General features: G+C 70.6%; 25 protein-coding genes. 13 read left to right on the forward strand and 12 right to left on the reverse strand.

The window, feature by feature from the left end; all coding sequences use genetic code 11:
- Window positions 1-256: 256 nt before the first annotated feature.
- The 3 genes from BLR99_RS03235 to BLR99_RS03245 all read left to right on the forward strand — a co-directional run bounded on the left by BLR99_RS03235 (window position 257) and on the right by BLR99_RS03245 (window position 4063).
- On the forward strand, window positions 257-526 hold the full coding sequence (locus BLR99_RS03235) for a hypothetical protein (protein WP_041827499.1): 270 nt from the start codon (window positions 257-259) through the stop codon (window positions 524-526).
- A gap of 113 nt (window positions 527-639) precedes the next feature.
- Window positions 640-2832, forward strand: a complete 2193-nt coding sequence (locus BLR99_RS03240; protein WP_011796084.1) for a TonB-dependent receptor — start codon at window positions 640-642, stop codon at window positions 2830-2832.
- A gap of 31 nt (window positions 2833-2863) precedes the next feature.
- A complete protein-coding gene (locus BLR99_RS03245) occupies window positions 2864-4063 on the forward strand; it encodes a PepSY-associated TM helix domain-containing protein (protein WP_011796085.1) in 1200 nt (399 codons plus the stop codon).
- A gap of 152 nt (window positions 4064-4215) precedes the next feature.
- On the opposite strand, the gene BLR99_RS03250 is transcribed toward BLR99_RS03245, so the two are convergent.
- The 3 genes from BLR99_RS03250 to BLR99_RS03260 form a co-directional block, all read right to left on the reverse strand.
- Window positions 4216-5727 carry a tripartite tricarboxylate transporter permease gene (locus tag BLR99_RS03250; protein WP_041828054.1) on the reverse strand — a complete coding sequence of 504 codons (1512 nt, stop codon included), beginning with the start codon at window positions 5725-5727 and terminating at the stop codon, window positions 4216-4218.
- A gap of 2 nt (window positions 5728-5729) precedes the next feature.
- On the reverse strand, window positions 5730-6287 hold the full coding sequence (locus BLR99_RS03255) for a tripartite tricarboxylate transporter TctB family protein (protein ID WP_011796087.1): 558 nt from the start codon (window positions 6285-6287) through the stop codon (window positions 5730-5732).
- A 120-nt stretch (window positions 6288-6407) separates the two neighbouring features.
- Window positions 6408-7367, reverse strand: a complete 960-nt coding sequence (locus BLR99_RS03260) for a Bug family tripartite tricarboxylate transporter substrate binding protein (RefSeq protein ID WP_011796088.1) — start codon at window positions 7365-7367, stop codon at window positions 6408-6410.
- Window positions 7368-7496: 129 nt separating this feature from the next.
- On the opposite strand from BLR99_RS03260, the gene BLR99_RS03265 reads away from it, so the two are divergent.
- The 5 genes from BLR99_RS03265 to BLR99_RS03285 all read left to right on the forward strand — a co-directional run bounded on the left by BLR99_RS03265 (window position 7497) and on the right by BLR99_RS03285 (window position 12104).
- On the forward strand, window positions 7497-8183 hold the full coding sequence (locus tag BLR99_RS03265) for a response regulator transcription factor (RefSeq protein WP_041828055.1): 687 nt from the start codon (window positions 7497-7499) through the stop codon (window positions 8181-8183).
- Window positions 8176-9663, forward strand: a complete 1488-nt coding sequence (locus tag BLR99_RS03270) for a sensor histidine kinase (RefSeq protein ID WP_017439419.1) — start codon at window positions 8176-8178, stop codon at window positions 9661-9663. The genes BLR99_RS03265 and BLR99_RS03270 overlap by 8 nt, the downstream gene beginning before the upstream one ends.
- A 191-nt stretch (window positions 9664-9854) precedes the next feature.
- A complete protein-coding gene (locus BLR99_RS03275; RefSeq protein ID WP_011796091.1) occupies window positions 9855-10451 on the forward strand; it encodes a chromate transporter in 597 nt (198 codons plus the stop codon).
- Window positions 10448-11032, forward strand: a complete 585-nt coding sequence (locus BLR99_RS03280; protein ID WP_011796092.1) for a chromate transporter — start codon at window positions 10448-10450, stop codon at window positions 11030-11032. Before BLR99_RS03275 ends, BLR99_RS03280 begins: the two co-directional genes overlap by 4 nt.
- Before the next feature lie 94 nt (window positions 11033-11126).
- Window positions 11127-12104, forward strand: a complete 978-nt coding sequence (locus BLR99_RS03285) for an aldo/keto reductase (RefSeq protein WP_011796093.1) — start codon at window positions 11127-11129, stop codon at window positions 12102-12104.
- On the opposite strand, the gene BLR99_RS03290 is transcribed toward BLR99_RS03285, so the two are convergent.
- From BLR99_RS03290 to BLR99_RS03300, 3 genes are all read right to left on the reverse strand, one after another.
- Window positions 12101-12823, reverse strand: coding sequence for an SIR2 family NAD-dependent protein deacylase (locus BLR99_RS03290; RefSeq protein WP_041828056.1), 723 nt, complete (start codon window positions 12821-12823; stop codon window positions 12101-12103). The genes BLR99_RS03285 and BLR99_RS03290 overlap by 4 nt on opposite strands.
- A gap of 18 nt (window positions 12824-12841) precedes the next feature.
- Window positions 12842-13594: a 23S rRNA (guanosine(2251)-2'-O)-methyltransferase RlmB gene (rlmB, locus tag BLR99_RS03295; protein WP_011796095.1), complete on the reverse strand. Its 753-nt coding sequence runs from the start codon at window positions 13592-13594 to the stop codon at window positions 12842-12844.
- 64 nt (window positions 13595-13658) lie between these two features.
- Window positions 13659-14372 (reverse strand): ABC transporter ATP-binding protein, encoded by a 714-nt coding sequence (locus tag BLR99_RS03300; protein ID WP_011796096.1) that lies wholly within the window; start codon window positions 14370-14372, stop codon window positions 13659-13661.
- 21 nt (window positions 14373-14393) lie between these two features.
- On the opposite strand from BLR99_RS03300, the gene BLR99_RS03305 reads away from it, so the two are divergent.
- Window positions 14394-15059: an arylesterase gene (locus tag BLR99_RS03305; RefSeq protein ID WP_011796097.1), complete on the forward strand. Its 666-nt coding sequence runs from the start codon at window positions 14394-14396 to the stop codon at window positions 15057-15059.
- A gap of 38 nt (window positions 15060-15097) precedes the next feature.
- On the opposite strand, the gene BLR99_RS03310 is transcribed toward BLR99_RS03305, so the two are convergent.
- The 3 genes from BLR99_RS03310 to BLR99_RS03320 all read right to left on the reverse strand — a co-directional run bounded on the left by BLR99_RS03310 (window position 15098) and on the right by BLR99_RS03320 (window position 17198).
- Window positions 15098-15295, reverse strand: a complete 198-nt coding sequence (locus BLR99_RS03310) for a hypothetical protein (protein WP_017440464.1) — start codon at window positions 15293-15295, stop codon at window positions 15098-15100.
- 138 nt (window positions 15296-15433) lie between these two features.
- The gene (locus BLR99_RS03315; protein ID WP_011796098.1) at window positions 15434-16675 is read right to left on the reverse strand and encodes a PLP-dependent transferase; all 1242 of its coding nucleotides are present in this window, start codon (window positions 16673-16675) and stop codon (window positions 15434-15436) included.
- Between the two features lie 46 nt (window positions 16676-16721).
- Entirely contained in the window at window positions 16722-17198 is a 477-nt protein-coding gene (locus tag BLR99_RS03320; protein WP_011796099.1) for a BON domain-containing protein, read from the reverse strand.
- A 111-nt stretch (window positions 17199-17309) separates the two neighbouring features.
- On the opposite strand from BLR99_RS03320, the gene BLR99_RS03325 reads away from it, so the two are divergent.
- The 4 genes from BLR99_RS03325 (at window position 17310) to BLR99_RS03340 (ending at window position 21521) form a co-directional block, all read left to right on the forward strand.
- Window positions 17310-19034 (forward strand): SulP family inorganic anion transporter, encoded by a 1725-nt coding sequence (locus tag BLR99_RS03325; protein WP_011796100.1) that lies wholly within the window; start codon window positions 17310-17312, stop codon window positions 19032-19034.
- An 83-nt stretch (window positions 19035-19117) separates the two neighbouring features.
- Window positions 19118-19861 carry a GGDEF domain-containing protein gene (locus BLR99_RS03330; RefSeq protein ID WP_017438803.1) on the forward strand — a complete coding sequence of 248 codons (744 nt, stop codon included), beginning with the start codon at window positions 19118-19120 and terminating at the stop codon, window positions 19859-19861.
- A gap of 10 nt (window positions 19862-19871) precedes the next feature.
- On the forward strand, window positions 19872-20699 hold the full coding sequence (locus tag BLR99_RS03335) for a MinD/ParA family protein (RefSeq protein WP_011796102.1): 828 nt from the start codon (window positions 19872-19874) through the stop codon (window positions 20697-20699).
- 48 nt (window positions 20700-20747) lie between these two features.
- Window positions 20748-21521 (forward strand): sulfurtransferase, encoded by a 774-nt coding sequence (locus BLR99_RS03340; protein WP_011796103.1) that lies wholly within the window; start codon window positions 20748-20750, stop codon window positions 21519-21521.
- Window positions 21522-21575: 54 nt separating this feature from the next.
- On the opposite strand, the gene BLR99_RS03345 is transcribed toward BLR99_RS03340, so the two are convergent.
- The 3 genes from BLR99_RS03345 to BLR99_RS03355 all read right to left on the reverse strand — a co-directional run bounded on the left by BLR99_RS03345 (window position 21576) and on the right by BLR99_RS03355 (window position 23961).
- Window positions 21576-22526, reverse strand: a complete 951-nt coding sequence (locus tag BLR99_RS03345) for a pirin family protein (RefSeq protein WP_011796104.1) — start codon at window positions 22524-22526, stop codon at window positions 21576-21578.
- Window positions 22527-22625: 99 nt separating this feature from the next.
- Window positions 22626-23180 carry a flavodoxin family protein gene (locus tag BLR99_RS03350; protein ID WP_011796105.1) on the reverse strand — a complete coding sequence of 185 codons (555 nt, stop codon included), beginning with the start codon at window positions 23178-23180 and terminating at the stop codon, window positions 22626-22628.
- A 79-nt stretch (window positions 23181-23259) separates the two neighbouring features.
- Complete coding sequence (locus BLR99_RS03355) at window positions 23260-23961, reverse strand: pirin family protein (protein ID WP_074686839.1); 702 nt, start codon at window positions 23959-23961, stop codon at window positions 23260-23262.
- Window positions 23962-24047 lie beyond the last annotated feature (86 nt).

The following is a 24047-nucleotide window of genomic DNA, read 5'->3' on the forward strand; positions in this document are numbered from 1 at the left end:
TATGAGGCTATCCGCGCCCGCCGGGGGCATCCGCCACCGGTGCGCCGCAGCGCTGCCCGGCAGGCAGTGGGTCTGCCTTTCATACATTCCATAAATTCCAATACGAACCATTCTCAATATCTTTTAGAATGGCGGTTTGCGAACAGTGCCCTGGTGGGGTGCCCCGGCGGACGGCCCAGTCCCCGGGGCCTGCTGTGCCGACCCGCCGGCGCCTCCTGGCTCCCCCGGCCGGCACGCCCTCCAGCCCCAGCAGACCATGCCCTCGACGCCCGCCTCCCTCACCGGGCCGCGATCCCCCGCGGCCATCCCAGGCTCCTCCGATTCCCAGGCGTTCGCCGCGCCGCACGCGGACGGGGCCCGTCCAGGCCGTTTGTGGGGATGGCCCATCGCCCTGGGCGTACTCACCGCCAGCGGACTGGTCAGCGCCCTGGTCTCGGACGGCTGGGGCGACACCTGGTCGTGGGTCGCGCTGGGCGTGCCCGTGGCCGTGATGGCGTGGTTCGGCTGGCTGCGGCGGCGCGGCTGACGCCGCCGTACGGCCCCCTTCCCCGCCGTGCATCGCACCGATCGCGGCCCTCCTGCGCTTTTCCTCTCCGCCCCTTCCGGGTTCCACGCTCCACCCCATCCAGGCCCTCCGCCATGTTCCGCCCCCATCCCCTCGCCCTCGCCGCATCCCTCGCCCTGCTCGGCACCCAGGCCGGCGCCGCGCCCGCCGGCACCGATGCCCCCTCGCTGCCGACGGTGACCGTCGGCGCCAGCGCCGATGCCTCCGCCCAGGGGCTCTCCCCGGCCTACCCGGGCGGGCAGGTGGCGCGCGGCGGACGCGCCGGCATCCTGGGCACGAAGGATGCGATGGACACCCCCTTCAGCATCACCAGCTACACCAATGAGCTGATCCAGGACAAGCAGGCAAAAAGCGTCGGCGAGGTGCTGCAGAACGACTCCGGCGTGCGCCTGGCCCGCGGTTTCGGCAACTTCCAGGAGGCGTACTTCATCCGCGGCTTCGTGCTCGGCTCCGACGACACGGCCTACAACGGCCTCTACAGCCTGCTGCCGCGCCAGTACATCGCCACCGAACTGTTCGAGCGCGTCGAAGTGCTGCGCGGCGCCTCCACCTTCCTGTCGGGCGCCACGCCGTCGGGCGGCGGCATCGGCGGCGCGGTCAACCTGCTGCCCAAGCGAGCGCCCAACGAGCCGCTGTCGCGCGTGACGGTGGGCACGGGATCGGGCGGCCGCATCGAGACGGCGGTGGACATCGGCCGGCGCTTCGGGCCGGATGGCAGCACCGGCATCCGCTTCAACGCCGCCTACCAGGACGGCGACACCGCCGTGGACCATGAAAAAAGCCGGCTCGGCCTCATGGCCCTGGGCCTGGACTGGCGCAGCCGCGACGTGCGCCTGTCGGGCGACATCGGCTGGCAGGACCACCGCCTGAAGGGCACGCGGCCGAACGTCTCGCTGTCCGGCGCCACCGCCGTGCCCGCCGCGCCGGATGCTGCCGCCAATTTCTCGCAGCCCTGGGCGTATTCCAACGAGCGCGACGTGTTCGGCACGTTCCGCGGCGAGGTGGACCTGTCGCCCGGCATGACGGCCTGGGGGGCATGGGGCATGCGCCGCGGCAAGGAAGCCAATTCGCTCGCCAACCTGACGGTGGCCGACGCCGCCACGGGCGCGGGCACGGCCTACCGCTTCGACAACACCCGCAAGGACCGCGTGGACACCGGCGAACTCGGCCTGCGCGGCAAGCTGCGCACCGGCGCGGTGGGCCATGAATGGGTGGCGGCCGTGTCGTATTTCGAGGCCGAGAAAGACAACGCGTACGCGATGGACTGGCGCAACACCATCGCCTCCAACCTCTACCAGTACCGGCCCACCGCGCAGCCTGCCTTCAGCGCCGCCACGCTGTATGGCGGCACGCTGTCGAGCCCCAACCTCACGGGCCGCACGCGGCTGCTGAGCTACGCCCTGGGCGACACGCTCTCCTTCGTGGACGACACGGTGCTGCTCACCCTGGGCCTGCGCCACCAGCGGCTGGACACGTCCGATTTCGCCTACGGCACCTCCGCGCTGCTCGCGCGCTACGAGCAGAGCCGCAACAGCCCCATGGCGGGACTCGTGTTCAAGATGGCGCCGCGGTGGTCGCTCTACGGCAACTACATCGAGAGCCTGAGCCAGGGCCAGACCGCGCCGGCCACGGCCAACGGCGCGCCCGTGGCCAACAGCGGCCAGCAGCTTGCACCGTATGTCGCCAAGCAGAAGGAAGTGGGCGTGAAGTACGACGGCGGCCGCCTGCGCGGGTCGCTGGCACTGTTCAGCACCACCAAGCCCCGCGCCTATGTCGATGCCTCGAACGTGTTCGGCGCCTCCGGCAGGGACCGCCACCAGGGCGTGGAACTGGACGTGCAGGGCGAAGCCATGCGCGGCCTTCGCCTGCTGGGCGGCGTGACCTGGCTGGACGCGAAGCAGCAGAGGACGGGCAGCGCAGCCACCGACGGCAGGCGCGTGATCGGCGTGCCGCGCCTGCAGGCCAATGCCGGCGTGGAGTGGGACGTCCCCGGCATGCCCGGCCTGGCGCTCGACACGCGCGCCGTCTATACCGGCGCGAGCTATGCCGACGGCGCCAACGCCCTGCGCGTGCCTGGCTGGACGCGCCTGGATCTGGGCGTGCGCTACGCCACGGAATGGAGCGGCCGGCTCGTGACGCTGCGCGCCCGCGTGGACAACGTGGCCGATCGCAACTACTGGGCCTCGTCCGGCGGGTACCCCGGTTCTGGCTACCTCGTGGTGGGCGCGCCGCGTACCTTCACGCTGAGCGCCAGCGTGGATTTCTGAGCGCGGACTTTCGCTGGAGCAGGACGACGACATGACCCCCAAAGCCCTCAAGACCTGGTCCTGGCTGCACAAGTGGAGCAGCCTGGTGTGTACCGTGTTCATGCTCCTGCTGTGCCTGACGGGGCTGCCGCTGATCTTCCACCACGAGATCGGCCACCTGCTGGGCACGGAGGTCGAGGCGCCGCCGATGCCCGGGGAAACGCGCCGGGTCAGCCTGGACCGGGTGCTGGAGGTGGCGCGCGCGCAGCATCCCGACCGCATCGTGCAGTTCGCGTCGCAGGACGAGGACGACCCCAACGTGTGGTTCGTCACGCTCACGCACACGCCCGATCCGACCACCGACTTCCGCTCGGTGGCCGTGGACGGCCGCACCGGCGCCATCCTCGCGCAGCCGCGGTTCGACCAGGGCTTCATGTACGTCATGTACAAGCTGCACGTGGACCTGTTCGCGGGGTTGCCGGGCAAGCTTTTCCTGGGTTTCATGGGGCTGCTGCTGCTCGTGGCCATCGTCTCGGGCGTGGTGCTCTACGCGCCCTTCATGCGCAAGCTGGACTTCGGCACGGTGCGCGAACAGCGCTCCACCCGCGTGAAATGGCTGGACCTGCACAACCTGCTGGGCATCGTCACCCTGGTGTGGGCGTTCGTGGTGGGAGGCACCGGCATGATCAATACCTGGGCCGACCTGGTCATCAAGTACTGGCAGCACGACCAGCTCTCGGCGCTGCTGGCACCCTATGCGGGCCAGCCCGTCACCCCGCAGGCCGAACGCGGTTCGCTGCAGAAGTCGCTGGACGCGGCGCTGGAGCGCGCGCCGGGCACGCGCCTGTCATTCATCGCCTTTCCGGGCACGGCGTTTTCCAGCCCGCACCACAATACCTTCTTCCTGCGCGGCAGCGAACCGCTCACGTCGCGCCTCTACCAGCCCGTGCTGGTGGACGCGCGCACCGCGCAGGTCACGGCCGCGCCGGCACTGCCGTGGTACCTCACCGCCCTGCTCATCTCGCAGCCGCTGCATTTCGGCGACTATGCCGGCATGCCGATGCAGATCCTCTGGGCCCTGCTGGACATCGCCACCATCATCGTGCTGGGCAGCGGGCTCTACCTCTGGCTGAAAAAGGGTTCGGGCGCCACGCAGAAGGACAGGGAGGCGTCTTCGCGCCGCCAGCGCGACGGGGCGCCCGAAGGCGCCCCGCTGGAGCCGTCCGCAGTGCGCACCGCGGGGAACGGATAACTCACGAGACCGCGTGCCGTGCCCGCAGCGCAAAAGCCACCTCGGGCACGACCACCCGGAAGGCCGCGGAGCAGGCCATGCCAGCGGCCGCCGCGCTGGCGGCGTCCCCCTTCCCACGCGCAGCGTGAGAGAGGGGGAAGGCGCGAAGCGCCTCAGGGGGTTGCCACCTGCAGCCGCCGGGCGGCCCAGCCGCGCAGCAGGCGGGGCAGCACCAGCACGGCGACCACGATCACGATCAGCGCGAGGGACATCGGCCGCGTCACGAACACCGACCAGTTGCCCTCGCCGATCGAGATCGCGTTGCGCATCTGCGCCTCGGCCAGCGGCCCGAGGATCATGCCGACCACCACGGGCGCGGTGGGGAAGTCGAAGCGGCGCATCATCACGCCCAGCAGGCCGATGCCGTAGAGCAGGAACAGGTCGAACGCGCTCTGGCGCATGCCGTAGGCCCCCACCGTGGCGAAGATCAGGATGCCAGCATAGAGCTGCGGCTTCGGGATCTTGAGCAGCTTCACCCACAGGCCCACCATGGGCAGGTTGAGCACCAGCAGCATCACGTTGCCGATGTAGAGCGAGGCGATCAGCGCCCACACCAGCGCGGCCGAACTGGAGAACAGCTGCGGGCCGGGGTTGATGCCGTAGTTCTGGAACGCGCCCAGCAGCACCGCGGTGGTGTTGGAGGTGGGAATGCCCAGCGTGAGCAGCGGGATCAGCGCGGCCGTGACGGTGGCGTTGTTCGCGGCCTCGGGGCCGGCCACGCCCTCGATGGCGCCCTTCGTGCCGAATTCCTCGCGGTCCGCGCCCTTGGCGAGTTTCTTCTCGGTCGCATAGCTGAGGAAGGTCGGAATCTCGGTGCCGCCCGCGGGAATGCAGCCGAACGGCGTGCCCAGCAGCGTACCGCGCAGCCATGCGGGCACGGAGCGCTTCCAGTCGCGCGCCGTCATGTGGACCCGGCCCATGGGGTTGCGGGTATCCACCTGGCGGCCCTCGTACATGGCGGCATACAGTACCTCGGCCACCGCGAACAGGCCTACGGCCACCAGCACGATGTCGACGCCGTCCAGCAATTCGGGCTGGCCCAGCGTATAGCGCGCCGCGCCGGAAATCTGGTCCATGCCCACGCAGCCCAGCGCGAGGCCCAGGAACAGCGCGGTGAGCCCCCGCACCGTGCTCTGGCCGAGCACCGCGCTCACCGTGGTGAAGGCCAGCACCATCAGCATGAAGTATTCGGGCGGCCCGAGCTTGACGGCGAATTCGGCCACGGACGGCGCGAAGAGCGTGACCACCACGGTGGCGATGGTGCCGGCGACGAACGAGCCGATGGCCGACGTGGCCAGGGCCGCGCCCGCGCGCCCGCTCTTGGCCATCTTGTTGCCCTCCATCGCCGTGACCATGCTGGCCGTTTCACCGGGCGTGTTCAGCAGGATGGAGGTGGTCGATCCACCGTACATGGCGCCGTAGTAGATGCCGGCGAAGAAGATCATGGAGGCCGTCACCTCCACCTTGGCGGTGATGGGCAGCAGCATGGCCACCGCCACGGCGGGCCCGATGCCGGGCAGCACGCCCACGGCCGTGCCGAGCGCGCAGCCCACCAGCGCCCACAGCAGGTTGGCGGGCGTGGCCGCCGTCGCGAAGCCCTGCAGCAGGGCGTTGAAAATTTCCATCATCACAGCCACCCCGTTTGCGTGAGCCCCGGCAGGTTGATCGCCAGGAATTGCGTGAAAGCCCAGAACACCGGCGCGGAAATGGCCAGGCCGGTGAACACGTCCACGGCCCAGGTGCGCGCGGCGCCGGCGGCCGGCTGGCGGCCCGCGCGGCGCAGGCCCTGCACGGCCAGCACGTAGCAGATCGTGCAGCTCACGATGAAGCCCACCGTGCCGATGAGCGCGGCATTGAGCAGCAGCCCGGCCGACACCCAGACGAAGGCCTGCCTGTCGGCCCGTGCCGCGCCGCCGGGCGCGCCCAGGGAGCGGAAGCCGCCGGAAGCCGCCTCCCACAGCAGGAAACCGCCGCAGACGGCGAGCACCGCCGCGACCAGCCAGGGCAGGAAGTTCGGACCCACGCCGCCGTAACCGGCGTCGCCGGGGATCTGCAGGGCGCCCGCGGCGAGCGCTGCCGCGACGAGCAGCACGCCGCCGCCCACGATGGTCTGCGCGCGCCGGGAAGGGACGGCGCCCTCGTCGCTGTCGGCATCCGCCGCGGAAGGTGCAAGAGGCTCTGACATGATGGGTGTCCTCGGGATATCGGCCATGGCGCGCGGGCACGCGCCAACCGGCCGTGCCACGCGGTACGGAAAAAAAAGGGAAACTCGGGAAGCACGGCGGGCATGGCGCCCGCCGCGGGGTCAGACCATGCCGGCCTTGACCATGGTGGCGCGCATGCTGGCGAACTCGGCATCCACGAAGGCGCCGAATTCGTCGCCCGCGAGCCAGGCGGCGGTCCAGTCGTTCTTCTCCATGGATTCGGCCCAGCTCTTGCTCTTCGTCGCCTGGGCCACCATGTCGATGAGTGCCTTGCGCTGCGGCGCGGAGATGCCCGGAGGCGCATAGACGCCGCGCCAGTTGCCGATCTCCACGTTGATGCCCTGCTCCCTGAGCGTCGGCACGCTCGAGCCCTTCAGGCGCTGGCCCGACGTGACGGCCACCGGCACCATCTTCTTGGTGTTGATGTACTCGGCCATCTCGCTGAAGCCGCCGCCGCCGATGGTGACGTTGCCGCCCAGGATGGCCGCGACGGATTCACCGCCTCCACGAAACGCCACGTAGTTGATCTTGGCCGGGTCCACGCCCACTTCGCGCGCGATCATGGCCGCCGCGATGTGCTCGGTGGAGCCGCGCGAGCCGCCGCCCCACTTCACGCTGCCCGGGTCCTTCTTGAGCTGGTCGATCACCTCGGCCATCGACTTGAACGGCGAATTGGCGGGCAGCACGAACACGTTGTACTCGCTCGTCAGGCGCGCGATCGGGGTGGCCTGCGAGAGGTTGACCGGCGGCTTGCCGGTGATGATGCCGCCCACCATGACCGAGCCCATCACCATCAGGGCGTTCGGGTCGCCCTTGGCGGAATTGACGAATTGCGCGAGGCCGATGGCACCGGCCGCGCCGCCCTTGTTGTCGTAGGTGACGGACGAGGCCACGCCCGCGTCCTGCATCGCCTTGCCGAGCGCCCGGCCGGTGGTGTCCCAGCCGCCGCCGGGGTTGGCGGGCAGCAGCATCTTGATCGCGGCCGCGGCCCGGGCCGAGAGCGGCAGCGCACCGGCGGCCGCGAGGGCTGCCAGGGACTTGAGGAAGGTATCGCGACGCATGGTTCTTGTCTCCTTGTGGTATGGCGAACGGGGCCGATGATGCGCCCGCTTCCTGTCAAACGGCTGTCCGCCGACTCAGGGAAAACACCCATGGGGGCCACGGGCGTGCCCGGTGCTATGGTGCCGCGCATGCAATTGCTTCTCGTGGAAGACGACCCCGCCATGCAGGCCACGCTGCAGCGTTCGCTCGCGCGCCGCGGCATGGAGGTGACCGCCCTCGGTGACGGCCGGGCCGCGCTGGCGCAGTGGGCGTCGCGCCCGCCCGATGCCGTGGTGCTGGACCTGACGCTGCCCGGGCTGGACGGCCTGCAGGTGCTGCAGCAGGCGCGCGCCCGGGGCCTGCGCACGCCGGTGCTGCTGCTCACCGCCCGGGGCACCGTGGGCGACCGGGTGCTGGGGCTCAATGCCGGCGCCGACGACTACCTGCCCAAGCCGTTCGACCTGGACGAACTGGAGGCGCGCCTGCGTGCGCTGGTGCGCCGGCTGGGCGACCTGTCGGAAGCGCGGCCGCCGGCGCCCTCCACCGTGTCCATCGGAGCGATCCGCTACGAGAAGGACAGCGGCGCCATCTACCGCGACGGCGAGGTGATGGAGCTGACGCCGCGCGAGTTGGCCCTCATGCACGCCCTGCTCGCCCAGCCGGGCCACGCCGTGGCCAAGGAGCGGCTGTACGAGCTGGTGTTCCCGGGGCAGCTGGACGTGCAGTACGAGGCCATCGAGGTGGTGGTGTACCGGCTGCGCAAGAAGCTGGCCGGCACCGGGCTCACGCTCATGACGCTGCGCGGGCTGGGCTACCTGCTCAAGGCGGATGCATGAGCGCCGCCCGGAGGGCGGCGCCGTGAGCGGCGCAGCGGGCCGAGCGCAGTCGCTGCGGCGGCGCCTGCTGCTGGGCATCCTGGTGCCGGTGGCGCTGTTCATCGCCTACAACACGGCCAGCCTGTACCGCCAGACGCTGTCGGCCCTGCACACCGCCTACGACCGGACGCTGCTGGCGTCCGCCAAATCGATCAGCGAGCAGATCGACGTGGCGGGCTACGACGGCAGCGCCCGGCTGCGCGCCACGGTGCCCTACTCCGCGCTGGAAGCCTTCGAGGCGGACAACCAGAGCCGCATGTTCTACCGGGTCTCCGACCTGCAGGGCGGGCTGGTGTCGGGCTTCGCCGAGCTGCCCTTCTGGCATGGGCGCATTCCCGCCCGGCCGCCCTATGCCGCGCTGGTGGACTTCTACGACGACGAGTTCCGCGGCCAGCCGGTGCGCGTCGCCGTGCTGCTGCAGCCGGTCGCCAGCCACACCGGCCGGGGCATGGCGGTCATCCAGGTCGCGGAGACGCTGGAGCTGCGCCGCACCCTCGCGCTGCAGATCCTGCAAACCACGCTGGCGCGGCAGGCGCTGCTCGCGCTGGTCATCGCGCTCATCGTGGGTTTCGTGGTGCAGTCGGCGGTGCGGCCCGTGCGCCGGCTCAGCGAGCAATTGCAGACCCGTCCGGAGGAAGACCTGCGCCCCATCGCGGCCCCGGGCACGCCGCGCGAGCTGCAGCCGCTGGTGGACGCCATGAACCACGTCATGGGCCGCCTCGCGCACCTGCTGACGCACCAGAAGCGCTTCGTGCGCGACGCCTCCCACCAGTTGCGCACGCCCCTGGCCGTGCTGAAGGTGCAGGTGCAGTCGGCGCTGCGCGGCGACGTGCCGCCCCAGCAGGCCCTGCACGAGATCCTCGACACCGTGGACCGGGCCACGCAGCTCGCCAACCAGATGCTGGCGCTCGCGAAAGTGGAGCAGTTGCGCCAGCAGAGCGCGCCCCCCGTGACCCGCCTGGACGACGAGTTGCGCGCCATCGCGCTCGAGCTCTCGCCCCTGATCGCGCAGCGCGACCTGGATTTCGGCATCCATACCGATCCCGCGCCCGTGCAGGCCCACGAGTGGATGCTGCGCGAGCTGGCCCGCAACCTCCTGCACAACGCGATCCGGCACACGCCGGTTTCGGGGGTGCTGTCCGTGGAGCTGGTGACGGACGGGTGGCACGCGGCGCTGACGTTTTCCGACAGCGGCCCGGGCATCGACGCCGAACTCGCGCAGCGCCTGTTCCAGCCTTTTTCCGCGGGCGACGTGCGGACCGGCTCCGGGCTGGGGCTGGCCATCTGCCAGGAAATCGTGCGGGCGCTGGGCGGGCAGATCGAACTGGCCAATCGCATGGAAGGCAGCCGCGTGGCCGGACTCGATGCCGTGGTGAGACTGCCGCTGGCGCGGGACGGCCACGATCCTGGAGGCACGCAGCGCAGGCAGCCGGTGCCGTGATGGATACCCGCGGTGCACGGCTGGCAGCGCCCGCCTTGCGCCCCGCGACCTGCTCCGGAGCACCATCCCGAGGCACATGCCCGCTCCGCCTCCACCGCCTGCCGGCTGCACCCCAGCGGGCGAAAACCCGCGCGCCAGCGTAGGATGCGCTCCGCCCCGGCGCAAGCCAGCGCCTGCATTCCCGCTCCGCCATGCCAAGACACACCGAAACCGACGCCCCCGCCCACCATCCCGGGCGCCCCGCCCCGCGCGACTGCAAGGAGCTGTTTTGGTCCTTCACCTGGCTGGCCCTGCAGGGATTCGGCGGTGTCCTCGCCGTGGTGCAGCGCGAACTGGTGGACCGCAAGGGCTGGCTGACGAACGAGGAGTTCATCGAGGACTGGGCCGTGGCACAGATCCTCCCGGGGCCCAACGTGGTGAACCTCGCCGTGATGGTGGGCGACCGCTACTTCGGCTGGCGCGGCGCGCTGTCGGCCCTGGCGGGCATGCTGCTGCTGCCCCTGCTGGTGCTGCTGTGCCTGGCGGTGGCGTATGCGCGGTTTTCCGCCCACCCGGCCGTGGCGGGCGCCCTGCGCGGCATGGGCGCCGTGGCCGCCGGCCTGGTGGCCGGCGTGGCCCTGCGCATGGCGGTGGCGCTGCGCACGCACCCGCTCGGCGCCGCGGGAAGCACCGTGCTCGCCGCGCTGACGTTCGTGGCCATGGCGGTGCTGCAGTGGCCGCTGGCCGCGGTGCTGCTGGCGATCGGCGGCACGGCCTGCGCGGCGACCTGGCGGAAGCTGCCCGCATGACGCCCGGCGCCACCCTGGCGCTGCAGCCGGCCGACTGGCTGCACCTGTTCTCGTACTACCTCTCGCTGTCCCTGCTGACCGTGGGCGGTGCCATCGCCACCGCCCCGGACATGCATCGCTTCCTCGTGGACCGGCACGCCTGGCTGACCGATCCGCAGTTCAACGCCTCCATCGCCATCGCCCAGGCAGCGCCCGGCCCGAACGTGCTGTTCATCGGGCTGCTGGGCTGGAACGTGGGACTCAACGCGGGCGGCTGGGCCCTGGGCCTGCTCGGGATGGTGCTCTGCCTCGTGGGCGTCATGCTGCCCAGCAGCCTGCTCACCTGGGCCGCCGCGCGCTGGGCACACCGCCACCGCGGCATGCGGGCCGTGCGCGCCTTCAAGCAGGGCATGACGCCGGTCGTGCTGGGCCTGCTGCTGGCCACCGCCTTCGTGCTCTGCAGCGCGCACGGCGGTATCGCGCAGAGCTGGCGGCTGTGGATCGTCTCGGCGGCGTGCATGCTGCTGGTCTGGCGCACGCGCATCCACCTGCTGTGGCTGCTGGGCGCGGGCGCCGTGCTCGGGGCGCTGGGCTGGATCTGACAGGTTCTTACAACTGCGCGGCCCGGGAGCCGTGCGGCGCCGCAACAATGGTCCGGAAGCCCGCCTTTCCCAACCAATCCAGGAGACTCCACCCATGCAATCACGCCCCCTCGGCCGCTCCGGCCTGCAGGTTTCCCCGCTGTGCTTCGGCGGCAATGTGTTCGGCTGGACGGTGGACGAGCCGACCACGTTCTCGCTGATCGACGCGTGGCTGGACGCGGGCTTCAACTTCATCGACACGGCCGATGTCTATTCGCGCTGGAACCCGGGTCACATGGGGGGCGAATCCGAAGCCCTGATCGGCCAGTGGCTCAAGCGCACCGGCAAGCGGGACAGGATCGTGCTCGCCACCAAGGTGGGCAAGGACATGGGCGACGGCAGGGTCGGCCTGAAGCCGGACTACATCCGCCGCGCGGTCGAGGATTCGCTGCGCCGCCTGCACACGGACTACATCGACCTCTACCAGTCGCACGACGACGATCCCTCCACGCCGCTCGAGGACACGCTGGGCACCTATGCCGACCTGATCCGCGAAGGCAAGGTGCGCGCCATCGGCGCATCCAACCACACGGCCGCCCGCCTGTCGGAAGCGCTCGCCACCAGCGCGCGGCTGGGCCTGCCGCGCTATGAATCGCTGCAGCCGCTCTACAACCTGTACGACCGCGCGGTGTTCGAAGATGAATTGCAGCCGCTGTGCCTGGAGCAGCAGGTGGGCGTCATCAATTTCTACGCCCTGGCCGCCGGCTTCCTCACAGGCAAGTACCGCAGCGAAGCCGACGCGTCCAAAAGCGCGCGCGGCGCCAAGACGGTGGAGAAATACCTCAATCCGCGCGGCCTGCGCATCCTGGCCGAGCTCGACGAGGTGGCCGAGCGTTACGAGGCCACGCCCGGCCAGGTCGCCATCGCATGGCAGATGGCCCAGCCCGCCATCACCGCGCCGATCGCCAGCGCGACCTCGCTGGAGCAGCTGCAGGACCTGGTGCGCGCCGCGCACCTGCAGCTCGACGCCGACGCACTGGAAGCGCTGAGCCAGGCCAGCGAGGAATCCCCCGACGAGGCTCGGCCCCTTTAACCGGCCAGGACGAAGGGCAGCACCCGCGCCGCCGTGCCGGGCACCAGCAGGTCCGCCACGCCGTCGAGCGCGCTGGGTTCCGGATTGACGATGGCCACGCGCGCGCCGGCCCGGTGCGCGGTATGCGCCAGGCCGGCGGCGGGATAGACGACGCCGGCGGTCCCCACGGACAGCATCAGGTCGCACTCGTGGGCAGCGTCCTGCGCCTGCTCCAGCAACCGTGCCGGAAGTTCCTCGCCGAACCAGACCACGGCCGGCCGCAGGAGATTGCCGCAGGTGGCGCAGGTGGGCGGGCAGCCCGGCACGGCAGCATCGGCATCGCAGCAGGGCAGCGGCGCATCCAGCCAGCGGTTGGCGCGCAGGTCGCCGTGCAGGCAGAGCACCCCCTCGCTGCCGGCCATCTGGTGCAGGCCGTCCACGTTCTGCGTCGCGACCGTCAGCCGCTCAGGGTGGCGACGCGCGAAATCCGCCAGCGCACGGTGGCCGGCGTTGGGCTGCACCGCAGCCAGCTGGGCCCGGCGGTGTTCGTACCACGTCCACACCGTGCCGGGACGGGCGCGGAAGCCTTCCTCGCTGGCCATCTCCTCCGGGCGGAACTTCGCCCAGTGGCCCGTATGGGCATCGCGGAAGGTGGGCACCCCGGATTCCGCGCTCATCCCGGCGCCGGTCAGCACCAGGATGCGCTGCGCCCCGGCCACCCAGGACCGCAGGCGTTCCATGGCCTCCTGCGTCACGGATCAGCCCCCGCGCTGGCGCAGCGCCTCGTAGAGGCACACGCCGCTGGCCACCGACACGTTCAAGCTTTCCACCGCTCCCCGCATCGGGATGGAAACCAGCTCGTCGCAGGTCTTGCGCGTGAGCTGCCGCATGCCGGCCCCCTCGGCGCCCAGCACCAGCGCCACCGGGCCCTTCAGGTCCACTTCGTAGAGGGTGCGCGGGGCGTCGTCGCTGGTGCCGATGCACCAGATGTTGCGCTCCTTGAGCTCGCCCAGGGTGCGCGCGAGGTTGGTGACCATGAAGTACGGCATGGTCTCGGCCGCGCCGCTGGCCACCTTGGCCACGGTGGCATTGATGCCCACGGCATGGTCCTTGGGCGCGATCACCGCGTGCGCGCCGGCACCGTCGGCCACGCGCAGGCAGGCGCCCAGGTTGTGCGGATCGGTCACGCCGTCGAGCACCAGCAGCAGCGGCTTCTCGACGCCGTCGGCCTCCAGCTGTTCGAGCAGCTCGTCGAGCGAATGGACCTGCGCGACGGCTTCCACGCGGGCGGCCACGCCCTGGTGCCCGTGGCTGCCGGCGAGCTTGGCGATGCGCAGCGCATCGGCTTCGATGAGGCGCGCTCCCGCCTCCTTCGCGCGCTCGAGGAACTGGCGCATGCGCGCGTCGCGCCGCGTGGCCTCGTAGTAGATCTCGATGATGGATTGCGGCGCGGTCTTCAGGCGCACGCCCACGGCGTGGAAGCCGAATAGCACTTTGGGGCTGGAGGACATGCGCGCGATTATCCGCCCGCCGGCGCCCCCTTCCCCTCCGGCAGCCGGAGAAGGCCGGGCCGCCTCAGGCGCCGGCCACCATCCGGCCTGCGTCGATGGTGATGCGCCGGTCGCACTGGGCCGCGATGCCGCGGTCGTGCGTGACGAGCAGCAGCGTGGTCCCCTGCTCGCGGTTCAGGTCGAACATCAGGCGCATGATCGTCTCGCCCGTCGCGAAGTCCAGGCTGCCCGTGGGCTCGTCGGCCAGCAGCACGTCCGGCTGCACCACGAAGGCCCGTGCCAGCGCCACGCGCTGCTGCTCGCCGCCCGACAGTACCTTCGGGTAGTGGCCCAGGCGCTGGCCCAGGCCGACGCGGCCCAGCATCTCGGTGGCCAGCGGCCGGGCGTCGCGGCGCTGGGCCAGCTCCAGCGGCAGCATCACGTTCTCCAGCGCGGTCAGGTTGCCCAGCAGCTGGAAGCTCTGGAACACGAACCCCATGCGCCGCGCGCGCAGCGCGGCGCGGTCATCCTCGCCCAGCGCGAACAGGTCTTCGCCGGCCAGCCGCACGGTGCCGCGCGTGGGTGTGTCGAGCCCCGCGATGATCGACAGCAGCGTGCTCTTGCCCGAGCCCGAGGCGCCCACGATGGCCACGGTGTCCCTGGGAGCGATCCGGAAATCGATATCCCGCAGAATGTCGAGCGTGCCGGTCGAATCCGTCACCGACTTGTGGACGTGCTCCACGGCGATGACCGGGGCGGCGATGGTGGTGGCCGGGGTGTCCGGCGGTGTTTCCGACATGAAAGGTGCTTTGTGGCAGTGATGCGATGCGATGCGTTCCGGCGTGACTTTATCGTGGCGGCCGCGAGGGCCGCGTTCCTGGGGTCTTGCGCCCCGGCGGCGCTGGCCGCGCCTGCGCCTTCCGGAGCAGCGCCTGTCGTGCTGGTGGTGGGGGATTCGCTGAGCGCCGAATACGGCATCGCCCGCGGCACGGGCTGGGTCGCGCTGCTGGAAAAGAAGCTGGCCGCGGAGAAGATCCCCGCCACCGTCGTGAATGCCAGCGTGAGCGGCGACACCACGGCAGGCGGCCGCTCCCGCCTGCCCGGCCTGCTCGCCCAGCACAAGCCCGCCGTCGTGGTGATCGAGCTGGGGGGCAACGACGCGCTGCGCGGCCTGCCGCTGCAGGGCACCGAGGCGAACCTCAAGGCCATGGCGGAGGCCTCCCGCAAGGCCGGCGCCAAGGTGCTGATCGTGGGCATGCAGGTGCCGCCCAACTATGGGTCGGACTACACCCGCCGGTTCGAGAACGTGTTCCCCTCCGTGGCCAGGGCCACGGATTCCGCGCTGGTGCCCTTCCTGCTCAAGGGCGTGGCCGACCGGCCCGATGCCGCGGCACTGTTCCAGGCGGACCGGATCCATCCGCTGGCCGAGGCGCACCCGGCCATGCTCGCGAACGTCTGGCCCGCGTTGCGCAAGCTGTTGCGCTGAGGCCGGGCGGGCGCCTTCCGGCGCCACCGCCGTGCCCGTCAAGCGGCCGGGCCGCTGCCTTCCGGAGCGGTGGTCCCGCCCTGCTCGCCACCGGAGACAGCCTCGCCGGGCTCCCCGGATTCCGGAGCATGCTCCCCGGTCTTGCGCTGGTTTTTGGCCAGTGCCTTTTCTTCCTTCTTTTTCTTCTTGGCGAGCTCTCGCTGCCGCTTTTCGTAGCCGTAGTTGGGTGTTGCCAAGGTGGAGCCCCCTTTTGTGGATGCAGTTCGGAGGTCCAATGTAGCAGCACGCCCGGCAAGACCCCTTGCCCCGCCCTGGCATGGCACGCCGCCATGGCGCGCCGGACAGCCCGCGGCCCGGCGGGAGCGTCCCGCCCGTCAGGCCGGAAACGCGGCGGCGAGCGACTGCGCGAGGTCGCTGCGCAGGTCTTCCACGTTCTCCAGCCCCACGGAAAAGCGCACCACGGTGCCGGGCCGCACGTGCGCCGTGGGCCGCGCGCGCATCGTCCGCAGCTCGTAAGGCACCACCAGGCTCATGGGCCCGCCCCAGCTGTAGCCGAGCTTGAAGAGCCGCAGGCCGTCGCAGAAGGCATCGACCCGGTCCTGGCCATGGCGCTCGTCGATGACCACGCTGAACAGGCCGGCCGCGGCGCCCTGCCCCGCGCCGCGCGCGCAGAGAGCGGCCCAGTGCGCGTGCCCCGGCGAACCCGGCAGCGCGGGGTGCAGCACCTGGGCGACGGCGGGCTGCCCGCCCATCCAGGCGGCCAATTCGCGCGCAGCCGCGTCATGCGCGCGGTACCGCAATCCGACGCTGGGCAGCGAACGCAGGACCGCCTCGGCATCGTTGGCGCCCACGCCCAGGCCCAGGCGCATGTGGGTGAGCTTGATGCGCAGGTGCAGGGCCGGGTCGCGGGTGATCGCGCTGCCCATGAGCACGTCGCCACCGCCGCTGGGGTACTTGGTCAGGGCATGGACCGAGATGTCCACGCCCAGCCGGCCGTCGCCGAGCAGGTCGAAGGGCCGGAAGGCGATACCCGCGCCCCAGGTATTGTCGAGCGCGCTGGTCACGCCGCGCTCGCGGCAGATGCGCACCTGTTCGGCCAAGTCCGGGAACTCCAGCGTGACGGAGCCCGGGGCTTCCAGCCACACCAGCCGGGTGTCGGGCGTGATGCGGGCCGCCAGGTCGGCGGGATCCAGCGGATCGTAGTACGCATGGCGGATGCCGTAGTGCGCCAGTTCCACCTCGGCCAGCGCCTTGTTGGGTCCGTAGGCGTTGTCCGGGATCAGCACCTCGTCGCCGCTGCGCAGCAAAGCCAGCGCCACGTTGGCGATGGCCGCGAGTCCGCTGGGCATCAGCACGCACTGCAGGCCGCCTTCCAGTTCGCAGAGGCGTTCCTCGAGGATGTAGGTCGTGGGCGTGCCGTGCAGGCCGTAGGTGTAGCCGGTCTTGTCCTTCCACTCGCGCGCCCGCATCGCGGCGACATCCGGGAAGATGACGGTGGACGCCTTGTGCACCGCCGGCTGAGGGGCGCAAAAACCCTCGGGTGGCGCATAGGCATGGTGGATCAGGCGGGTGTCGGGCCCGGAGCCCGGCGTGGCGTCGGATGCGGAGGAAGTCATGCGGCGATGGTATCGCCGCCCGCCTCGGCCGGGGACCGGCCCCGTTTCAGCCCGTCGTGCCCGGGGTGACCGTCAGCTGGTTCACCACCGAGTTCACGCCCTTCACGCCCTGGGCGATGCGGGTCGCGCGCTCGCGCGCCACGTCGTTCTTGACCGGGCCGTTCAGGGTGACGATGCCGTTGCGGGTGTCCACGTCGATGCGGATGGCGCTGAGTTCGGCATCCTCGGCCAGGCCCGCCTTGACCTTGGCGCTGATGCCGGCATCGTCCATCACCTCGGCTGCGCGCGCGGCCGCCTGGCGGGACGCCTGGCTGGCCTCGGCGGCGGCGGCCTCCATGCGGCGCTGTGCGTCCGAGGCGGCTTCGCCCGTACGCTCGATGGTGGAATCGATCTTCTGGCCGACGGTCTGCCCGTCGTTCCGGTCGCAGGCCGCCAGCCCGAAAGCGAGCGCCGTGGCCGACAGGATGGCGATGACACGCGGGCTGCGGGAAGGGCTGGAGGAAGAGGTGTGGGCGTGCGTCATGGCGATTTCCTTGGAGCGTCGGGAATATGACGAACTCTAGACTCGACCGTAGCGCGCCGCGGTCGGACAATGCCGAAGCTGGCGTAGGACGCTTGAGGCGAGAATCCCCCCATGTCCTCCGCCCCCTCCTCCGCGCCCTCCTCCGCGCCGCCGGAAGCCGGCACCTCCGGCCGCCTGCGCCTGCTCCAGCGCTGGTTCCCTTTTCTCGCGTGGCCCCGGCCGGACGCCCAGTTGCTGCGGGGAGAGTTCTGGGCCGGCATGACCGTGGGGCTGATGCTGGTGCCCCAGGGCGTGGCCTACGCGGCCCTGGCCGGCATGCCGCTGGTGACGGGGATCTACGCGTCGCTCGTGCCCGCGTTGATCGCGGTGCTGTGGAGTTCATCCACCCGCCTGGGCGTGGGTCCCACGGCCCTCACCGCCCTGCTGATCGGGGCCTCCCTCACCGGCATGGCGGAACCGGGCAGCGCCGAATGGGTGGCCCTGGCGGCCTGGATGGCCATCCTGTCGGGACTGGTGCAACTGCTGCTGGGCGCGGTGCGCTTCGGCTGGCTGCTCAACCTCGTCACGTCGCCCGTGCTCAACGGTTTCACCCAGGCCGCCGCGCTGCTCATCCTGGCGTCGCAATTGCCCGCGCTGCTGGGGCTGCGCACCACCTGGCACGCGGTGGCCACCGCGCCGTCCATACACCACTTCGACGGCACGGCGGCGGCCTTCGGGCTCGGCAGCCTGGCCCTGCTGACCCTGGCGCGCCGCTGGCGGCCCACCTTTCCCTCGGCCATCGTCATCGTCGGCATCGCGGCCCTGGTCAGCCGGGCCCTGGGCTACGCCGACCAGGACGGCGCGGTGGTGGGCCACCTGCCTTCCGGGCTGCCGCACTTCTACTGGCCGGGCTGGCTGGAGTGGGACCAGTTCGGCCAGTTGCTGATGCCCGTGCTGGTGGTCACCCTCGTGAGCTTCCTGGAGACCGCCTCCTCCGCCAAGGTCGAGCACCAGCAGGGCGGCACGCGCTGGAACGAGAACCAGGACCTCATCGCGCACGGTCTGGCGAAGATGGGGTCGGGTTTCTGCGGCAGTTTCGCGACCAGCGCATCGTTCTCGCGCTCCGCGATCAACCTGTACGCGGGCGCGAAAAGCGGCTGGGCCACCCTGTTCGCGCTGGCGCTGGTCCTGGCGGTGCTGCTGTGGCTCATGCCGGCGCTCTACCACGTGCCGCAGTCGGTGCTGGCGGCGGTCGTGGTGGCGGCGGTCACCAGCCTCATCAGGCCGGCGGTGCTGCTGCGGCTCTGGCGCATTTCCCGGGTGGAGGCCCTCATCGGCGGGATGACGTTCTTCCTCACGCTCGCGACCGCGCCGCGCATGTACTGGGGAGTGCTGGCGGGACTGGTGCTGAACCTGAGCCATTTCCTCTACCAGCGGCTGCATCCGCGCATCATCGAAGTCGGGCTGCACCCGGACGGCAGCCTGCGCGACCGCCACCTGTGGCAATTGCCGCCGCTCGCGCCCGGTCTTCTGGGTGTGCGGATGGACGCGGAACTGGATTTCGCGTCCGCTGCTGCGCTGGAACAACGCATTTCGGAAGAACTTGCGGCACATTCCGAGGTGCGGCATATCTGCCTGTTCGCGCTGCCGATCAACCGCATCGACGTGACCGGCGTTGAGTGCTTCGGCCGGCTGCGGGCCCTGGCCCGCTCCCACGGTGGCGCACTGCACGTGAGCGGCATGAAACTTCCTGTCGAGCAGGTGCTGCGCCGCGCGGGTTTGCTGGAGGGCCCGGGCCTGGTGCTCTACCGCACCGACGCCGAAGCCCTGCTGGCATTGCAACGTTTACCTTTGTAGTTACCTATGGCGGGGCAGCCGCTGATACACTTCACGGACATTGTTTGTTGCATTTTGTGTCTGACTCCGCGACCCCCCCACTTGTGGACCTGCGCGACCTGCGCCTGACGACGGCGCACGCCCTGGTCGCGCAGGCGCTGGGCTCCGAAGCCGCCATCCCCAGGGAATCGCCCCGGCATTACCTGCAGGGCCTGATCGACGGCCTCTGCGAGCTTTCGTTGAAGGACCCGCTCACGGGCCTGGCGAACCGGCGGCATTTCCGGACCGTGCTCGAGCGCGAGATCGACCGCGTCACGCGCGCGGGCGAGGCTGCGCTGCTGCTGATGCTCGACATCGACAACTTCAAGCGGGTCAACGACACCCACGGCCACATGGCCGGCGACATCGTCCTGCAGTCGATCGCGCGCACCCTGAGCCGCTGCGTCCGGCCCATGGACACCCTGTCGCGCTACGGCGGCGAGGAATTCGCCGTGGTCCTGCCCGCCTGCCAGGCCGGTTTCGGCAAGGTGGTGGCAGAGCGCATCCGCCGCGCGGTGGAGCGCACCCCCGTCCGCATCTCGCCGACGGTCGAACTCAACGTCACCGTCAGCATCGGCGGCGCGTTCGCGCTCCAGTGGATCCGCAGCACCACGCTGCTGTGGACGGAGCGCGCGGACAGCCAGCTCTACAAGGCCAAGCTGGCTGGACGCAACCGGGTCAGCATCGAAGAACAGCCGGACAGCACGGTGAGCGCCGAAGAGAAGAGTTTGCTTTTCGGCCCGCTGTACACTCCCTCGGGTTGGGGCGACGTTCCCCCTCCCTTGGATTCCACAGGCAGCGCCTATTGAAAGCAAAGAGATGACCGACGCGCTGTCACCCCGCACCACGTCCGCTGCGCCCCAGGCGCCAGCCGGTGCCCGCATCATTGCCATCACCAGCGGCAAGGGAGGTGTGGGCAAGACCTTCGTTTCCGCCAATCTTGCCGCGGCCCTCACGCGGCGCGGCTACCGCGTGCTCGTGCTCGACGCCGACCTCGGCCTCGCGAACCTGGACGTGGTCCTGAACCTGCATCCCAAGGTGACGCTGCACGACGTCTTCGTCGGCAAGGCGGAACTGGACGATGCCGTGATCGAGGCCCCGGGCGGGTTCTCCGTCGTGCTCGCCGGATCGGGCATGGTCGAGTATTCGCGGCTCACCCCCGAGGTGCGCAGCGAGTTCCTCAACGTCATCCAGACGCTGGCGCCGCGCTACGACGTGCTCCTGCTCGACACCGGCGCCGGCATCTCCGACGTGGTGCTGTTCTCCGTCTCGCTCGCCTCGGAAGTGCTCATCGTGGCCACGCCCGAACCCACCTCCCTCACGGACGCATACGCGGCGATCAAGGTGCTGGCGACGCAGCAGAAGCGCCAGTACGTGCGCCTGATCGTGAACCAGGCCGCGCGGCCGGGTGACGGCCGGGCGATCACGGGCCAGCTCCAGCAGGTGCTCGACCGCTTCGTCAGCACGGATTCGGGTCGCCCTATGCGGCTGCTGCACCTGGGAGACATCCCAGCCGACACGGCGGTGCGCGATGCGGTCATGCGGCGCCAGCTGCTGCTGATGCAGATGCCCGGCTGCCCTGCCGCCCTGGCCATCGCGCAGCTGGCCAACAAGATCGACTCCACGCTGCTCACGCCGGCGGCCTGAAGGCGCCTGGCAGGCGGCCTGCCCGTCTGCCCGGCCCCCTCCATCGCGATGCACCACGACGACGTTCTCAACATCTCCTGCTACCTGTTCGTTCCGCTGCCCGACGCCGGGCAGCTCCGCGACCGCCTGCATGCACGGTGCGTGGAAGACGGCCTCAAGGGCACCATCCTGCTGGCGGAAGAAGGCATCAACATGTTCCTGGCCGGGCCGGCGCGCGCCGTGCGGGGTTTCGTGCAGTGGCTGCGGGACACGGATGCGCGCTTCGCCGCTCTGCAGCCCAAGGAGAGCTGGTCGGCGTCCCAGCCCTTCCGCAAGATGCTGGTGAAGGTCAAGCGCGAGATCATCCGCATGGACCACCCCGCCATCCGGCCCGCCGACGGACGCGCGCCCTCCGTGGACGCGCCCACGCTGCGCCGCTGGCTCGCCCAGGGCCACGACGACACGGGCCGCCCCGTGGTGACGCTGGACACGCGCAACGCTTTCGAGGTGGACCACGGCACCTTCGAGGGCGCCATCGACTGGCGGATCGCGAAGTTCACCGAATTCCCTCCCGCCCTGCGCGCCCACAAGGCGGAGCTGGAAGGCAAGACGGTCGTGAGCTTCTGCACCGGGGGCATCCGCTGCGAGAAGGCGGCCATCCTCATGCGCGAGGAAGGCATCGGGCACGTGTACCAGCTCGAGGGCGGCATCCTGAAATACTTCGAGCAGACCGACGGAGCCCACTACCGGGGCGGGTGCTTCGTCTTCGATGAGCGCGAAGTGCTGGCGCCCGACCTGTCCGCATCCGGATCGGGCCCCGCGGACGGGCCGGCCTCCGCATAGGCCGCGACAGCCACGGGGCGCGGACCGGCCTGCGGCAGGGTCAGCGCCTGAAGGTCAGCGTTTGAAGTGCCGCTCCGGCAGCGGGATGCGCTCGGGGTCTCCCGGCACCACGCCCATGCGCATGGCGTCCCAGTCGTCGGCGGCCTGCTCGATGCGCTCCTTGCGCGAGGACACGAAATTCCACCAGATGTGCCGCGGACCATCGAGCGGCGCGCCGCCGACGACCACGCAACGCGCGGGCCCGCTGCCGGTGGCCTCCTGCAGCCGAACCGGACCCGGGGCCTGCGGAATGGCGAGCATGCCGGCAGGCAGGTCGGCCGGGCGCCCGGCGCCATCCTCCAGCCGGCACGCGCCCTCCACGGCATACACGGCCATTTCCTCCGCCAGCGGAGGCAGCAGCAGTCCGGCACCCGCGGGCAGCAGGATGTCGAGATAGAGGGTCGGCGCGAGGGTGGCGACGGGTGAGGTGGCCTCGAAGGCGCTGCCGACCAGCACGCGCACGCGCACGCCCCGGCCGTCGTGGATCTCGGGAATGGCCTCCGCGGCCGTGTGGACGAACGAGGGCTCCACCTCGGCATGCGCTTCCGGCAGCGCCGCCCACAGCTGCAGCCCGTGGTTCACATAGGCCGCGCTGCGCAGCCGCTCGGGGCGCCGCTCCGAGTGCACGATGCCGCGGCCTGCCGTCATCCAGTTGATGGCGCCGGGAGCGATCTCGCAGACGGACCCCAGGCTGTCGCGGTGCGTGATCGCCCCCTCGAACAGGTACGTGACCGTGGCCAGCCCGATGTGCGGATGCGGCCGCACGTCGTATTCGGACGCGGGCTCGACGGTGACCGGCCCGAAATGGTCGAAGAATACGAAAGGCCCGATGGAGCGGCGCTGCAGCGCGGGCAGCAGCCTGCGCACCACGAAGCCGCCGCCCAGGTCTTTGGCATGGCCGCCGAGCAGCAGGAACGGCGGCGCGGCATCGCCGGCAGACGGGGGACGAGGCGCATTGGTATCCACGGGCGGTCCTTTCGGGAACAGGGGCGGTGCCAGCGTAACCCGCCGGCATGGAAAAAGCCATGCGCCGGCCATGCCAAGGGGCCGCCGGCGCGCGCCGCGTCAGCCGCGCAGCTGCTGCGCGATGCGGGCGACGCGCGCCCCGTAGGCCCGGCCGGTTTCCAGGTCGCCGGGCAGCATTTCCTGCACGCTCGCGTCCGACGGCGACTGCGCCAGCAGGCCGACGGAGCCGCCGAGGTTGTTGGGGTCGTTGCGCGTGGCCGCCTTGCTGTTGGCGGGCAGCATGCCCAGGCTCACCCAGATGCCGCCGTGCTGCGAGGCCAGCGTCTGCAGGGCGATCAGGGTCACCTGCTTGTCGCCGTTCAGGCTGGCGCTGTTCGTGAAGCCGCCGAACACCTTGTCCTGCCACGCGCGGCCGAACCAGGCCTTGGAGGACGCGTCCGCGAACTTCTTGAACTGCCAGCTCGGGCTGCCCATGTACGTCGGGGTGCCGAAGATGATGCCGTCGGCTTCGGCCAGGGCCTCCCAGCCGCCCTCGGGCAGGTTGCCGTCCGCGTCGATGGCGATGAGCTGGGCGTTGGCGCCCTCGGCGACGGCCTGTGCCAGGCGCTGGGTATGGCCGTAGCCGGAATGGAAGACGACTGCGATCTTTGCCATGGAAATGACTCCTAGTGGGGAAATGATGGGTTGGAATATGCCGTGTCGGCGGTGCGTCGTCCGGGCCGCATGGCGGGTTTCATGCGGCGAGGTCGAACACCAGCACCTCGGCATCGCTGCCCCGGCCCAGGGCCAGTCGGCCCTCGCTTTCCACGAAGGCGGCGTCGCCCGCGGCCAGCGTCCTGCCGTTGGCCTGCAGCGTGCCACGCAACAGGTGCACGTAGCATTTGCGGGCGGGGTCCAGGGGCAGCTCGGCGACATCCATGCCGTCGAAAAGTCCTGCATAGAAGCAGGCATCGGCCTGCAGCCCCAGCACGTCCGGCGCGGCTGCCGGGGCGGCCAGCAGATGCAGCCTTCCGCTCCCGCGGCCCGCGGGGCCCGGAACCTGCGCGTACTCCCGCGCCATGCCCGGGGCCCGCGGCGCGATCCAGATCTGCAGGTAGTGCGCGGGCTGGTCGGGCTGCGGGTTGAATTCAGCGCGGGTGGCGCCATCGCCGCCCGCCATGCGCTGCACGTGGCCCGCGGCGACGCATTGCACCCGGCCTCTGCAATCGCGGCTGCCCAGCCGGCCGGACAGCACGTAGCTGAGGATTTCCATGTCGCGGTCGCCGTGCAGACCCAGGCCGGCGCCGGGAGCGATCCATTCCTCATTCAGGGCGCGCAGGTTGCCGAAGCCCATGTACCGGGGGTCGCGATAGCCGGCGAAGGAGAAGCTGTGGAGCGATCGCAGCCAGCCGTGGTCGGCATGGCCCCGGTCGCACGATTTGCGGACGGTCAACATGGGCGGGTGTCAGGCAGTGCTGGCACTTTAGAAGCCGCGTGCAACTTGCGGACGCAGTGCGATTGAAGGCATCATTCAAAACCTTT

Source organism: Paracidovorax citrulli, from assembly GCF_900100305.1.
Classification (GTDB): domain Bacteria; phylum Pseudomonadota; class Gammaproteobacteria; order Burkholderiales; family Burkholderiaceae_C; genus Paracidovorax; species Paracidovorax citrulli.

Coding starts and splice junctions, on each gene's coding strand:
- BLR99_RS03235 (WP_041827499.1), top strand. CDS start 257: ATGCCCTCGACGCCCGCCTCCCTCACCGGGCCGCGATCCCCCGCGGCC.
- BLR99_RS03240 (WP_011796084.1), top strand. CDS start 640: ATGTTCCGCCCCCATCCCCTCGCCCTCGCCGCATCCCTCGCCCTGCTC.
- BLR99_RS03245 (WP_011796085.1), top strand. CDS start 2,864: ATGACCCCCAAAGCCCTCAAGACCTGGTCCTGGCTGCACAAGTGGAGC.
- BLR99_RS03250 (WP_041828054.1), bottom strand. CDS start 5,727: ATGGAAATTTTCAACGCCCTGCTGCAGGGCTTCGCGACGGCGGCCACG.
- BLR99_RS03255 (WP_011796087.1), bottom strand. CDS start 6,287: ATGTCAGAGCCTCTTGCACCTTCCGCGGCGGATGCCGACAGCGACGAG.
- BLR99_RS03260 (WP_011796088.1), bottom strand. CDS start 7,367: ATGCGTCGCGATACCTTCCTCAAGTCCCTGGCAGCCCTCGCGGCCGCC.
- BLR99_RS03265 (WP_041828055.1), top strand. CDS start 7,497: ATGCAATTGCTTCTCGTGGAAGACGACCCCGCCATGCAGGCCACGCTG.
- BLR99_RS03270 (WP_017439419.1), top strand. CDS start 8,176: ATGCATGAGCGCCGCCCGGAGGGCGGCGCCGTGAGCGGCGCAGCGGGC.
- BLR99_RS03275 (WP_011796091.1), top strand. CDS start 9,855: ATGCCAAGACACACCGAAACCGACGCCCCCGCCCACCATCCCGGGCGC.
- BLR99_RS03280 (WP_011796092.1), top strand. CDS start 10,448: ATGACGCCCGGCGCCACCCTGGCGCTGCAGCCGGCCGACTGGCTGCAC.
- BLR99_RS03285 (WP_011796093.1), top strand. CDS start 11,127: ATGCAATCACGCCCCCTCGGCCGCTCCGGCCTGCAGGTTTCCCCGCTG.
- BLR99_RS03290 (WP_041828056.1), bottom strand. CDS start 12,823: ATGGAACGCCTGCGGTCCTGGGTGGCCGGGGCGCAGCGCATCCTGGTG.
- rlmB (WP_011796095.1), bottom strand. CDS start 13,594: ATGTCCTCCAGCCCCAAAGTGCTATTCGGCTTCCACGCCGTGGGCGTG.
- BLR99_RS03300 (WP_011796096.1), bottom strand. CDS start 14,372: ATGTCGGAAACACCGCCGGACACCCCGGCCACCACCATCGCCGCCCCG.
- BLR99_RS03305 (WP_011796097.1), top strand. CDS start 14,394: ATGCGATGCGATGCGTTCCGGCGTGACTTTATCGTGGCGGCCGCGAGG.
- BLR99_RS03315 (WP_011796098.1), bottom strand. CDS start 16,675: ATGACTTCCTCCGCATCCGACGCCACGCCGGGCTCCGGGCCCGACACC.
- BLR99_RS03320 (WP_011796099.1), bottom strand. CDS start 17,198: ATGACGCACGCCCACACCTCTTCCTCCAGCCCTTCCCGCAGCCCGCGT.
- BLR99_RS03325 (WP_011796100.1), top strand. CDS start 17,310: ATGTCCTCCGCCCCCTCCTCCGCGCCCTCCTCCGCGCCGCCGGAAGCC.
- BLR99_RS03335 (WP_011796102.1), top strand. CDS start 19,872: ATGACCGACGCGCTGTCACCCCGCACCACGTCCGCTGCGCCCCAGGCG.
- BLR99_RS03340 (WP_011796103.1), top strand. CDS start 20,748: ATGCACCACGACGACGTTCTCAACATCTCCTGCTACCTGTTCGTTCCG.
- BLR99_RS03350 (WP_011796105.1), bottom strand. CDS start 23,180: ATGGCAAAGATCGCAGTCGTCTTCCATTCCGGCTACGGCCATACCCAG.
- BLR99_RS03355 (WP_074686839.1), bottom strand. CDS start 23,961: ATGTTGACCGTCCGCAAATCGTGCGACCGGGGCCATGCCGACCACGGC.